The 12132-nt window shown below is 66.8% G+C and carries 13 protein-coding genes; 2 read left to right on the top strand and 11 right to left on the bottom strand.

Going from position 1 to position 12132, the window contains the following annotated elements:
* Positions 1–82: 82 nt before the first annotated feature.
* The 6 genes from QRO95_RS23795 to QRO95_RS23770 all read right to left on the bottom strand — a co-directional run bounded on the left by QRO95_RS23795 (position 83) and on the right by QRO95_RS23770 (position 4007).
* Entirely contained in the window at positions 83–535 is a 453-nt protein-coding gene (locus QRO95_RS23795; RefSeq protein WP_285303613.1) for a hypothetical protein, read from the bottom strand.
* Positions 532–735 (bottom strand): PspC domain-containing protein, encoded by a 204-nt coding sequence (locus QRO95_RS23790; RefSeq protein ID WP_006374017.1) that lies wholly within the window; start codon positions 733–735, stop codon positions 532–534. The genes QRO95_RS23795 and QRO95_RS23790 overlap by 4 nt, the downstream gene beginning before the upstream one ends.
* A 64-nt stretch (positions 736–799) precedes the next feature.
* A complete protein-coding gene (locus QRO95_RS23785; protein WP_121503564.1) occupies positions 800–1171 on the bottom strand; it encodes a YfeK family protein in 372 nt (123 codons plus the stop codon).
* 58 nt (positions 1172–1229) lie between these two features.
* Complete coding sequence (gene phaC, locus QRO95_RS23780) at positions 1230–2297, bottom strand: class III poly(R)-hydroxyalkanoic acid synthase subunit PhaC (RefSeq protein WP_197617430.1); 1068 nt, start codon at positions 2295–2297, stop codon at positions 1230–1232.
* A complete protein-coding gene (gene phaE / locus QRO95_RS23775) occupies positions 2294–3370 on the bottom strand; it encodes a class III poly(R)-hydroxyalkanoic acid synthase subunit PhaE (protein WP_049398210.1) in 1077 nt (358 codons plus the stop codon). The genes phaC and phaE overlap by 4 nt, the downstream gene beginning before the upstream one ends.
* Before the next feature lie 22 nt (positions 3371–3392).
* Positions 3393–4007, bottom strand: a complete 615-nt coding sequence (locus QRO95_RS23770) for a phosphatidylcholine/phosphatidylserine synthase (RefSeq protein ID WP_032130352.1) — start codon at positions 4005–4007, stop codon at positions 3393–3395.
* A 344-nt stretch (positions 4008–4351) separates the two neighbouring features.
* Here QRO95_RS23770 and QRO95_RS23765 point away from each other — a divergent pair, with 344 nt between their 5' ends.
* Positions 4352–5002, top strand: coding sequence for a class I SAM-dependent methyltransferase (locus QRO95_RS23765; protein WP_285303612.1), 651 nt, complete (start codon positions 4352–4354; stop codon positions 5000–5002).
* Between the two features lie 225 nt (positions 5003–5227).
* Here the strand turns inward: QRO95_RS23765 and QRO95_RS23760 are convergent, their stop codons facing one another.
* The 5 genes from QRO95_RS23760 to QRO95_RS23740 all read right to left on the bottom strand — a co-directional run bounded on the left by QRO95_RS23760 (position 5228) and on the right by QRO95_RS23740 (position 9476).
* On the bottom strand, positions 5228–6592 hold the full coding sequence (locus QRO95_RS23760) for an MATE family efflux transporter (RefSeq protein ID WP_285303611.1): 1365 nt from the start codon (positions 6590–6592) through the stop codon (positions 5228–5230).
* 118 nt (positions 6593–6710) lie between these two features.
* Positions 6711–7340: a DUF2239 family protein gene (locus QRO95_RS23755; protein WP_049422441.1), complete on the bottom strand. Its 630-nt coding sequence runs from the start codon at positions 7338–7340 to the stop codon at positions 6711–6713.
* Positions 7341–7465: 125 nt separating this feature from the next.
* Positions 7466–7954 (bottom strand): 8-oxo-dGTP diphosphatase, encoded by a 489-nt coding sequence (locus tag QRO95_RS23750; protein ID WP_049462146.1) that lies wholly within the window; start codon positions 7952–7954, stop codon positions 7466–7468.
* A gap of 42 nt (positions 7955–7996) precedes the next feature.
* Positions 7997–8506, bottom strand: a complete 510-nt coding sequence (locus QRO95_RS23745) for a DUF1249 domain-containing protein (RefSeq protein ID WP_032130357.1) — start codon at positions 8504–8506, stop codon at positions 7997–7999.
* A gap of 148 nt (positions 8507–8654) precedes the next feature.
* Positions 8655–9476: a pyruvate, water dikinase regulatory protein gene (locus tag QRO95_RS23740; protein WP_006452040.1), complete on the bottom strand. Its 822-nt coding sequence runs from the start codon at positions 9474–9476 to the stop codon at positions 8655–8657.
* A gap of 145 nt (positions 9477–9621) precedes the next feature.
* Between QRO95_RS23740 and ppsA the strand changes: the two genes are divergently transcribed.
* A complete protein-coding gene (gene ppsA, locus QRO95_RS23735; RefSeq protein ID WP_285303610.1) occupies positions 9622–12000 on the top strand; it encodes a phosphoenolpyruvate synthase in 2379 nt (792 codons plus the stop codon).
* Positions 12001–12132: the final 132 nt, after the last annotated feature.

Raw genomic sequence — 12132 nt, 5'->3', positions numbered from 1 at the left:
CCGCGAACCCACCCCGCCCGGCCCAATCACATGAAACGTATTCCGCGACCAAGCCACGAGGGGCTGCGCCGTTGGCTGGAACCTACGGCCACCAGCCACGCCCGAACCGGGCGAAATGATCGGCCGCGCGCTCGAACGGGTTGCGCGCACTCACCCCGCCACACAGCAGGTACACCGGCAGGTACAGCGGCCCCAGCACCATGTATTGGTACACGTGCGCGCGTTCGTGGTCATCCAGCCGGATCAGCGGCTCCACGCCCCACCCCGCCTGGTGCGCATAGGTGCGGCAGGAAATGCCCAGGTCATGGCCGGTATGCAGGATCACGTTGCCCAGGGTGATCGCCCCGCCTGGTCCCCACGGCCAGCGATCGAACACCAACGCGCTGTCACGGCCGCTCCAACGCAGCGTCGCCCCGCCAAGCATGCCGGCCAGGCCGCCGATCACGCCGAGCAGGGAATTGGGGGACGTCCACACCGCGCCCAGCACCTGCAGCGCGCGCAGCCAGACCGGCCAGGGCGTCACGGGAGTCTTCAATCGGCCTCGTTGGGAATCAGCAGCCACAGGATCAGGTAGACCAGGATGCCGGGGAAGGCCGCCGAGCCGATCGAGACCAGCACGAACACGATCCGCACCAGCGTGGGGTTCCAGCCGAAGCGGTGGGCGATGCCGCCCATCACGCCGGCAATCATGCGGTCGTTCAATGAACGCGACAGCGTGCGCGGCGTGGTGTTCATGGCGGTTCTCCTGGGCTACGGGAAAAGCAGTCGAGCAAGGCTCGACTCTACACCGCCCCTATGTCTACGGAGCGCGGTGGCGCAGGGCCTGCAGGCGTGCGCCGAACCAGGCGGCTGCAGTCTGTTCAGGCTGCCCCGGGCACTGGATGCGATAGGGCTTGCCGCTCATGCTGCTCTGGCTGGCGGCGCGCTCGATGAACTGCTCGGCGCTGTCCACCATGTCCTTCTTCAGCAGGTAGTCGTACTTGCGCTGCAGGTGCGCGCGCGCATCGCTGCCGTCGTACCAGCTGCCATTGCGCTGGAACCGGCACTGGGAGCCGTCCAGGCTGGAGATCAGCTGGGCGATCTCCCGGCGTGCATCCGTACTGGGTGCGGCGTGGGCAACAGGTGCTGCCAGCAGCAGCGTGGCAAGCAGCATCGAAATCCTTTGCGACATCATCACCCTCCATGCAGTCGAGCATGGCTCGACTCTACAAAAAAAAAAGAAACCGGCTTTACGCGTCGCGCGCTTTCAGCCAGCCATCGATCGTGGCCGGCACTTCGCGCTGCGCGCGACCGGACACGTAGATGCCGATATGGCCGCCACGGAAACTGGACTCAGTGTAATCCTCGGTGCCCAGGCGTCCACGCATCGCGCGCGAGGCATCCGGCGGCACCAGATGGTCCTGCTCGGCGTAGATGTTCAGTACCGGCAGGGTCACCTTCGACAGATCCACCGCCTCTTCGCCGATCCGCACCGTGCCGTTCATCAGCCCGTTGCCCTGGTAGAACTGCTTGATGAAGTCGCGGAACGCCTCGCCGGCCAGGTCCGGTGAATCGAAGATCCACTTCTCCATCCGCAGGAAATCCTCCAGCGCAGCCTTGTCATCGAGGATGTCGAGCAGGCCGACGTACTTCTGCACGTTCAGGCGGAACGGCTTGAGCATCAGGTAACTGGCATTCATCAGGTCGGCCGGGATGTTGCCCAGCGTGTCAACCAACAGGTCCACATCCACCTGCCGCGCCCAGTGCGAGAGCATGTTGTCGGCGGTGTGGAAATCGACCGGGGTGACCATGGTGATCAGCTTGCCCAGCTTCTGCCGGCGCAGCGCGGCGTAGCACAGCGCGAACACGCCGCCCTGGCAGATGCCGAGCAGGTCGACCGGTCCACCAATGCGCGCGCGCAGCGCATCGACCGCGCCATCGATGTAGCGCAGCAGATAGTCCTCCAGGGTCTGGAAGCGCTCCGAGCGATCCGGGTAACCCCAGTCCAGCACGTAGACGTCCTGCCCCAGCGCCAGCAGCTTCTGCACCAGTGAGCGATCGGCCTGCAGGTCGACCATGTACGGCCGGTTGACCAGCGCGTAGACGATCAGCAACGGCGTGCGCCGGGTCGGTGCCTGTTCGCCGACGAAGCGGTACAGCACCACCTTGCCGTCGCGCCAGACTTCCTCGCGGGCGGTGACGCCATAGTCCACGTCTTCCACCTGCGGCAGCAGCTTCAGCCCTTCCATCAGCTTGCGCTGCATGGCCAGGGTTTCCTGCATCAGGTCATCGGCGTTGAAGCCCAGCGGTCCTTTCATCGGTCACGCGTCCGCGTGGAAGTACGGGGCGCTGCCTTTGGTGCAGCCCTTTTCGCAGGCGCCTTTTTCGCAGCCGCCTTCTTTGCCGGCGCGGCCTTCTTCGCGGCCTTGCGCGCGACCGGCTTCACCTTCGCCGGCGCCGGCTGTGCCACCGGATCGACCTCGCCCGTACCGGCCATGGCCACCACCTGTGCCTGCAGGCGGCGCAGGCTGCGCTCCAGCTCGGCGATGCGGCGGTGCGCGGCGTCCATCTCACTGCGGGTCGGCAGGCCGATCCGTTCACTCATTTGTTCCACCTCGCGCTGCAGGCCGGCGCGCAGGCGCATCTGAGCGTTGCCCAGCGCGGCATACACCTGTTGGAATGGTTCGGACATGGCGACCTTGGCGTAGGCCTCCTCGGCCACTTCGATCCACAGGTCGAACATTGCGCGGGCGCTGGTCAGCTGGCTGCCCGGCTGCTCGTGCTCGGCCAGGCGCTGCTCGAACAGCGCGAAGGCCTCGTCCAGTGCCTGCTTGATCTGATCGACGTAGGCGCGTGAATGCTGCTGGTATTCCTCCTGCGCCCGCAGCAGCGCCTGCCAGCGCGCCTGGTGCTCGCGGCCGGGCCCGAACGCCGGGCTCTGCAGCCACGGACCGGCCTGCAGCTGGAACTGCTGCAGCCAGGCGGCAAACTCCGGTACAGCGGCGCCAGCGTGGGTGCTGCCACGGGCGCCCTGCAGCATCCACTGCAGCATGCCGTCGCCCTGCCCCTGCACCGCCTCGCGCCAGGCTTGTGCCACGTCGGCACTGCTGGCGTCGCGGCCGGCGAAACGCGCGGCCACTTCCTGCATGGTGCCGTACCAGCTGCCCGCCTGTTCGCGGAAGCGGCGCACGGCATCTTCCGGCGCGCCCTGCCCCTGCTCGGGCAACAGCTGGCCCCACCAGTCGAACAGCCGTTGCCAGCTGCCGGGATCGTCACCGGCCGGCGCACCGGGCGTGCTGGCGTGGCGCAGGGCATCGCCCCAGGCGCCGAAGTACTGCCGGGCCAGGGTTTCGAAATCACTGCTGCCGGCGTCGTGGGCCGAGCTGGTCATCGCAGGCCTCCGCAGGGCTGGCTCATGGCTTGGGGATACGCAGGGTCTTGCTGATCATCAGCGACCCGGACAGGGCGAACAACAGCACCATCGGGTGCAGCTGCCACGGGCCGATCTGCCACTGGCCGAACCAGATGTTCTGGCCGATGGCATCGGTACCGGCGGCGATCGCCAGCACGATCACCAGCACCAGGCTGGTCGGGATCGGGGTGCCCTCGAAATACGCGACCTTGCCCTCGTCGCCGGCCAGCGCCTCTGCGGTGACGTTGTAGCGCGCCAGGCGGCTGACGCCGCAGCAGACGAAATAGCTCAGCACCAGCCAGTCCCAGCCGCCCTGCATGCCGCAGGCGTAGGCCAGCGCCGCCGGGGCCACACCGAAGGAGATCACGTCGGACAGCGAGTCCAGCTCGCGGCCCAGGGTGGAGCTGGACTTGCGCCAGCGCGCGATGCGCCCGTCGAGGGCGTCGAAGATGAAGGCCAGCGGGATCAGCGCCATGCCGAACAGCAGGTAGCCGCGCTCGCCATCCTGCAGGAAGCGCATCGCGGCAAACACCGCACCGGTGCCGCAGAAAGCATTGGCCAGGGTGAACCAGTCGGCCAGCTGGAATTCGCGCAGCATCGAGAAGTGACGTTTCATGGAGTCTCACGGAGCATCAAGGCCCACAGGTTACCGCGAGCGCCGCCGCTGGCGACAGCGTTGGCAGGCCCCAGCCTTCACCGCTCCCTCACCTGTCCTCACCGGCGGTGAATTTTTCGCCACCCATCTTGACAGCCTAGGGGGGTGGCGCCTGTCGCGGCTTATCCACAAAGTTGCCCACGCGTAATCCACACCCCCTGTGGACAACCAGATCTCACCGACTGCGACGCTGGACATTTCCTCATCACCCCGAAGCGGGGTTTCCCTACTTCCCAAGCCACAAGGTCGGCGCTATGGTCACCGGCGGACCCGCCGCCGCCACGTCCGAAACTCTGCAACGGACGATGATGATGCTGGATGCTCCCACTCTGGCCGCACAGCTGCGGCAGCCCCATGGCGAGGCCGCGCTGGCGGTGGCTGACTCGATGAACCGCAGCAACGGCGCACTCAACCTGGCCGCGATCGGGCTGCTGGCCGTCGGTACTGGCGAACGGGTCCTGGAGATCGGCCCCGGCAATGCGGCCTTCGCGCCGCTGATGCTGCAGGCCACCGGCAGCCACTATCTGGGTATTGAGCTGTCCACCGCCATGGTCGAGGCCGGCAACCAGCGCCTGGCCAGCGCCGGGTTGGCCGAGCGTGCCGCGATGCAACACGGCGACGCTCATGCGCTGCCGGTCGCCGATGCCGCGATGGATGCCGCGCTGGCGGTCAACACCCTGTACTTCTGGCCGAACCTGGCGCCGGTGCTGGACGAGCTGGCGCGGGTGCTGCGCCGGGGCGGCCGCCTGTGCCTGGCCTTTGGCGACGCCAGCTTCATGCGCAGCCTGCCATTTGCTGCCGACTTCCAACTGCATGAGCTGGACGCGGTGAAGCTGGCGCTGCGTGTGTCGGGCTTCCGCGTCTCGGCCTGGCGCAGCCACCGGGAATCCGCAGCCGGCAATGACGGCCAGATCCGCGAAAAGCACTTCCATCTGCTGCTGGCACAGCGGCGCTGAAGTGGTAGAGCCGGCCGCTGGCCGGCTGCCCCGGCCGTTCCGCGTTGCCGGCCAGCGGCCGGCACTACCCAGCCCGCACCCGCCGCCAGCGAGCGAAACAGAACACCTGCATCACCAGTGGCCGGCCCACCGCAGCCGCCGCGACGGCGACGATCCGGCCGCGTGGTAGAGCCGGCCGCTGGCCGGCTGCCCGGACCATTCCGGGTTGCCGGCCAGCGGCCGGTATTACCCGCCTTGCACCCGGCGCCGCCAACGCGCGAAGCAGAACACCTGCATCACCAGCATCGCCAGCAACCCCAGCGGCCACGCGCACCACAGGCCGGCCAAACCATGCCGCGCCTGCAACCACATCGCCAACGGCAGCTCCAGCAGCAGTACCGCTGCCATGCCCAGCAACGCTGGCAGCAAAACCGTGCCGCTGCCGCGCATTACCCCGACCAGCACCGCGCTGCCTCCCATCGCCAGCACGCCCCATACCACCGTGCGCAGCTGCGATGCGGCCAATTCGCGCACCTCTGCGGCCGCAAGAATCAGCCCGGTCAGCCAGGGCGCCAGCGCCATCACCAGCAGCACCACCACGCTCAGCATCGCCAGCCCAAGCAGCACACCGGTGCGAGCGATGGCGGGCAGCCGTGCCGTACGCCCCGCACCCATCGCATGCGCCGCGAGGATGGTGGCGGTGATCCCCAGCGACATCGCCGGCAGTTGCACCCAGCTCATCAACTGGTTGACCGCACCGTAGGCGGCCGTGGCCGTGTAGCCGTAGCGGTTGACCCAGCCCAGCAACACGATTTCGGCAATGGCCAGGCTGAGCATCTGCAGCGATGACGGTACGCCGATGCGCAGCATCGCGCGGATGAGCACGCCATCGAAACGGATGGCACGCAGCAGCTCACGTCCCGGCGCCAACGGGTGCTCCATCCTCTGCCACCGCCACATAAGCCAGGCCAGGGCCAGCAGCGAGGCAAATGCCGCCGAGACTGCCGCACTGGCCGAACCCAGCTGCGGCGGGCCGACCCAGCCGAGGATCAGCAGCGGCGTGCACAGCAGGCCGACCACCGTGGCCAGCAGCAGCGCATGCAGCGGTGTCTTCGCATCGCCCACCGCGCGGCTCACCGCAGTGGCCAGCCACAGCAGGAAGAACACCGGTGCCGTCAGCAGCAGCACGCGTGCGTAGACAATGGACTCACTGAGGACCGCTGCCGGCGTGCCCAACGCCGCCAGCAGTTGTGGCGCGAAACCGCCGCCCAGGGCCATCACCAGCACCGACAACAGCAGGATCAGCGCCACCGCGCTGCCAGCCACGGCGCGTGCCTGCTGGGGGCGGCCCGCGCCCCAGGCCTGGCCGATCAGCACCATCGCACCGGTCGCCAGGCCCATTACCAAGGCCAACAGCAGGAAGAAGACCGGGAAGAACGCAGCCGCTGCAGCCACTGCCTGTGTGCCAAGCAGATGGCCGAGGTAGATGTTGTCCAGCGTGCCTGCGGCCAGCTGCAGCGCGTTGGTCAGCAGCATCGGCAACAGCAGGGTCAGGTAGGTGCGCCACAGTGGTGGTGCAACCGGGGGCGTCGGATGTACAGGGGTGCTCATGGGGTTCTCTGGGCAAAGCGCCGCCCTGCCCGGCGTTTCCGCCAGCAAAGCACGCACAGGGGAAGCGGGCCTGGACCCGCGGTCAGGTGGCGCCGTCGCTCAGCAACGGCGCGATGGCTCAGCCGTCGGCGTGGTCCGCAGGATCGTCGAAGGCCAGGCGCAGAGCGTGGGCGCGCACATCCGCGGGCCAACTCCGCAACGCCGCTTCCAGGCCCGCGCGGTCATGCGCGAACAGGACGCGGATGGCTTCCTCGAAGCCAGGCAGGTCACCAGCGATGGCCTGCAGGAAGTGATAGGCACGCTCGCTGTCACGACGCTGGCGGTCCTTGTCAGCACCGGCACGGCTGGCCGCCTCCACCAGCCTGCGCAGCACCACCGAGGCACCGCCAGGCTGCTCGGCCAGCCACGCCCAATGGCGCGGCAGCAAGGTCACTTCTCGGGCGACCACACCCAGCTTGGGGCGGCCACGGCCTCGCGGGGCAACAGGCGCGTCTTCAGGAGCGATTCCGGCGTCCGCTTGCACGGCCGATGGGAACGCGGCAGCCACCCGCGAAAGCAGTTCTGCGTCGCTGCCACGCGTATCGAAATCACGGGTGCGGCCGGTGGCGTTGTCGAACACCAGCAGCGGACCGGCAGCGTTGTCGACACGCAGCTGCTTCAACGCCAGCGCGGCCACTTCCGGCGTACCGGAAGCGACCAGGCGATGGCCGTCGAAACAACTGAAGGGAGGAAGTCGGGACGCAGGCATGGCAACGGCATCAGAGGCGATGCGCGAATATTGCCCGGGTAATTCTCCGCCGTCAATATTGCCCGGGTATTAATTTGCCAGAAGAGCGTGCCGACCAAAGGTTGGCAGCTACCCGATTTCCCGGCTCACAGGCGGCTGAAGGACCAGCTCACCATACGCCCGTCCTTGTACGGCATCACGCCGTGGAACGGGCGCGGGTCGGCGTCGAACACCAGCGGCAGGAAGTTGCGGTCGCCCTCCCACATCGGCAGGGTGTCCAGCTTGTCCAGGTCCACCCACTCCAGCGTGCCTTCGTGGTTGCCGCCGTGCGGGGTGCCCTCGAATCCATCGATGACGAACACGAAACCCAGCCAATCCTCGCCGTGCTTGCCGAAGCCTGGCCAGCTGATGGTGCCGCGCAGGCGCATGCCGGTGCAGTCGATGCCGGCTTCCTCGGCGATCTCGCGGCGCATGCTGGCCGCCACATCCTCGTCCGCTTCGATCTTGCCGCCCAGGCCGTTGTACTTGCCCAGGTGGTGGTCACCGGGACGGGTATTGCGGTGGATCATCAGCACCTGGCGACGATCAGGCGACAGCACATAGCCCAGGGTGGCGACGATCGGGGTGTACGGCATGGGGCAGCATCCAGCGGCAGGTCAGCCGTGGATTATGGCCGATCAGCGCACCAGCGACAGGCGACGCTCGGCAGGCGCACTGGCGCCGTCGGGATCGCGGCGCAGGGTGGCCACGCCGTGGCCGCGCTCGGCCAGGTATTCCAGCCACTTGCCGAGGAAGGTGTTCATCCGCATGCGGTGGCTGATCAGCTCCGCCGGCGGCGGATACAGGCCCATCGTGTCCTGCCAGCGGCGGCCTACGTAGCAATGGGTGGTCTCGGCCTGGCGCGCGTCACGGTACAGACGCACATAGGCCGACGGATCCGGCTCACCGGTGACCGGGTCGGCCAGGTCGTAGGTCAGGCGCAGTTCCACCGTGTAGCGGTGGCACTCGATCACGTCCAGGCGGACATCCAGGCCGTCGCCGATCGAGGAAATGTAGCTGCCCGCCACCAGTCCGGCCGGTTCGAACAGGCGCACCAGATGGCGGTAGTTTTCCGCGTACAGGCCCATGAGCCAGCTCAGCCGGCTCAGGCGGGGAATGCGTTCGGTGCGGGGCAAGGCTCGGGCCATGGGTCGATCCTACACGTTGGTGCTTCAACGTGGGGGCGCGCACGTGCAAGCCAACCCCTGGGTAGTGCCGGCCGCTGGCCGGCAGCTCTGCATCGCGGCCGAGGGTTCATCCACCAGCCGGCCAGCGGCCGGCTCTACCAGATGAGGATCAATACAGCTCGCGCTGCAGCCCCAGCGTGGCCAGCACCTTGCTGGAAATCTCCTCGATCGAGGTATGGGTGGTGCTCAGGGTCGGGATCCGCTCCATCTGGAACATCACCTCGGCCGCAGCCACCTCGCGCTTGCAGGTGTCCAGGTTTGCGTAGCGCGAGTTCGGGCGGCGCTCCTGGCGGATCTGCTGCAGCCGGTCCGGGTCGATGGTCAGGCCGAACAGCTTGCGCCGGTAGTTGCGCAGGCGTGGCGGCAGGCGGTCGCTTTCCAGGTCTTCGTCGGTCAGCGGGTAATTGGCCGCGCGCACCCCGTAATGCAGGGCCAGGTAGATGCAGGTGGGCGTCTTGCCGGCGCGTGACACCGCCACCAGGATCACGTCGGCATCGTCGTAGTTCACCGCGATGCCGTCGTCATGGGTCAGGGCGAAGTTCATCGCGTTGATGCGGCGGTGGTAGGTGTCGAAATCGACCATGCCGTGGGCCTGGCCGACCCGGGCCAGGCGCGGACTGGCCAGTTCACGCTCCAGCGGCTCGATGAACGGTGCGAACACATCCAGCATCAGCGCCCCGCTGTCGGCCAGGATCAGGCTCAGGCTCTGGTCCACGCAGGAGTTCACCACGATCGGCCGGACCTGGTACCGCTCCCCTGCCGCCTGGATCCGGGCGCAGGCTTCACGCGCTTTTTCGGGGTCGTCGACAAACGACATGCGATCGGTAATGAAGCTGAACCCGGAGAACTGGGTAAGCAGGCTATGCCCAATGGTTTCAGCGGTGATACCGGTTCCATCGGAAACGTAGAACACCGGACGGATGGTCGACATGCGCGCTTTTACCCCCTACGAAGCCTAAAAAGGCCGCCAGCACAAGCTTGTGCCGACGGTACTCTGCCCGGCATCATATCGGCTTCTTCCTACGGACGCGGCCATTCCAGCCCGCCTCGGGCGATGGCCAAACGGAGCATCGCGCTTGAACGAGAACATCCTGTGGTTGCACGAACTGCGTCTGGCCGATCTGGCCCGCGTAGGCGGCAAGAATTCGTCGCTGGGCGAGATGATCGGCAACCTGGCCGGTCTGGGCGTTTCGGTGCCGGGCGGTTATGCCACCACCGCTGAAGCCTTCAAGGACTTCATCGCGCACAACGATCTGTCCAAGCGCATCTTCGACAAGCTGGCCACGCTGGACGTCGAGGACGTCAACGCGCTGACCGCAGCGGGCAAGGAAATCCGCACCTGGGTGATCGATGCCCCGCTGCAGCCGCAGCTGGACCAGGACATCCGCACCGCCTACGCCCAGTTGAGCGCCGACAATGGCGGCGGCGACGTGGCCGTGGCCGTGCGTTCGTCGGCCACCGCCGAGGATCTGCCGGATGCCTCCTTCGCCGGCCAGCAGGAAACCTTCCTCAACGTCACCGGTGCCGACGATGTCGTGCACAAGGTCAAGGAAGTGTTCGCCTCGCTGTACAACGACCGTGCCATCGCCTATCGCGTGCACCACGGTTTCAAGCATGAGGACGTGTTCCTGTCCGCCGGCGTGCAGCTGATGGTGCGTTCGGGCGTCGGTTCCTCCGGCGTGCTGTTCACCCTGGACACCGAGTCCGGCTTCCGCGATGTGGTGTTCGTCACCTCGTCCTTCGGCCTGGGCGAAATGGTCGTGCAGGGCGCGGTCAACCCGGACGAGTACTACGTCTACAAGCCCACCCTGCAGGCCGGCAAGCCGGCGATCCTGCGCCGCTCGCTCGGCAGCAAGGCCATCCGCATGGTGTATTCGGATGTTCCGGGTGAGCGCGTCAGGATCGAGGACACTCCGGTCGAACTGCGCAACACCTTCTCGATCAGCGACGAGGACGTGCAGGAACTGTCCAAGCAGGCGCTGGTCATCGAAAAGCACTACGGCCGCCCGATGGACATCGAGTGGGCCAAGGACGGTGTCAGCGGCAAGCTGTTCATCGTGCAGGCGCGCCCGGAAACGGTGAAGTCGCGCAGCCATGCCACCCAGATCGAGCGCTTCGCGCTGACCGAAAAGGGCGGCAATGTGCTGGCCGAAGGTCGTGCCGTCGGTGCCAAGATCGGTTCGGGCGTGGCCCGCGTGGTCAAGACGCTGGACGACATGAACCGCGTGCAGCCGGGCGACGTGCTGATCGCCGACATGACCGATCCCGATTGGGAGCCGGTGATGAAGCGCGCCTCGGCCATCGTCACCAACCGTGGTGGCCGTACCTGCCACGCCGCGATCATCGCGCGCGAGCTGGGCGTGCCGGCCGTGGTCGGTTCGGGCAATGCCACCAAGGTGATCGAAGATGGCCAGCTGGTCACCGTCAGCTGCGCTGAAGGCGATACCGGCTTCATCTACGAAGGCAAGCTCGGCTTCGAGCGCACCACCACCGATCTGGGCAACATGCCGCCGGCACCGCTGAAGATCATGATGAACGTGGCCAACCCGGAACGTGCCTTCGACTTCGGCCAGCTGCCGAACGCCGGCATCGGCCTGGCCCGTCTGGAAATGATCATCGCCAGCCACATCGGCATCCACCCGAACGCGCTGCTGGAATACGACCGCCAGGATGCGGCAACCAGGAAGAAGATCGACGAGAAGATCGCCGGCTATGGTGATCCGGTCAGCTTCTACGTGGATCGCCTGGCCGAAGGCATCGCCACCCTCACCGCCTCGGTCGCACCGAACGCCGTGATCGTGCGCCTGTCGGACTTCAAGTCCAACGAGTACGCCAACCTGATCGGCGGCAGCAACTACGAGCCGCACGAAGAGAACCCGATGATCGGCTTCCGCGGCGCCAGCCGTTACGTCGATCCGAGCTTCTCGGCCGCCTTCGCGCTGGAGTGCAAGGCCGTGCTGCGCGTGCGCAACGAAATGGGCCTGGACAACCTGTGGGTCATGATTCCGTTCGTGCGCACCCTGGAAGAAGGCCGCAAGGTCATCGAGGTGCTGGAACAGAACGGCCTGAAGCAGGGCGAGAACGGCCTGAAGATCATCATGATGTGCGAAGTGCCGTCCAACGCACTGCTCGCCGATGAGTTCCTGGAGATCTTCGACGGCTTCTCGATCGGCTCCAACGACCTGACCCAGCTCAGCCTGGGCCTGGACCGCGATTCGTCGATCGTCGCGCACCTGTTCGACGAACGTAACCCGGCAGGGACGAAGCTGCTGTCGATGGCGATCAAGTCGGCACGTGCCAAGGGCAAGTACGTCGGCATCTGCGGCCAGGGCCCGTCCGATCATCCGGATCTGGCCGAATGGCTGATGCAGGAAGGCATCGAGTCGGTGTCGCTGAACCCGGACACCGTGGTCGACACCTGGCTGCGCCTGGCCAAGCTGAAGGCGAACGGCTGAGACCGTGATTGCTGAGGGCTGACGTCGCTTTCATCGGCGCCGGCCCATACTTCAGCTGCATGCAAGCCCCGCCTCTGCGGGGCTTGTTGTTTCTGGCGTCTGCGCGCGCCACCTCCCCCGCTGCAAAGGAGC

Source organism: Stenotrophomonas maltophilia group sp. Smal13 (assembly GCF_030236855.1).
Taxonomy (GTDB): domain Bacteria; phylum Pseudomonadota; class Gammaproteobacteria; order Xanthomonadales; family Xanthomonadaceae; genus Stenotrophomonas; species Stenotrophomonas maltophilia_A.
This window is presented reverse-complemented; position numbering and strand designations above follow the sequence as displayed.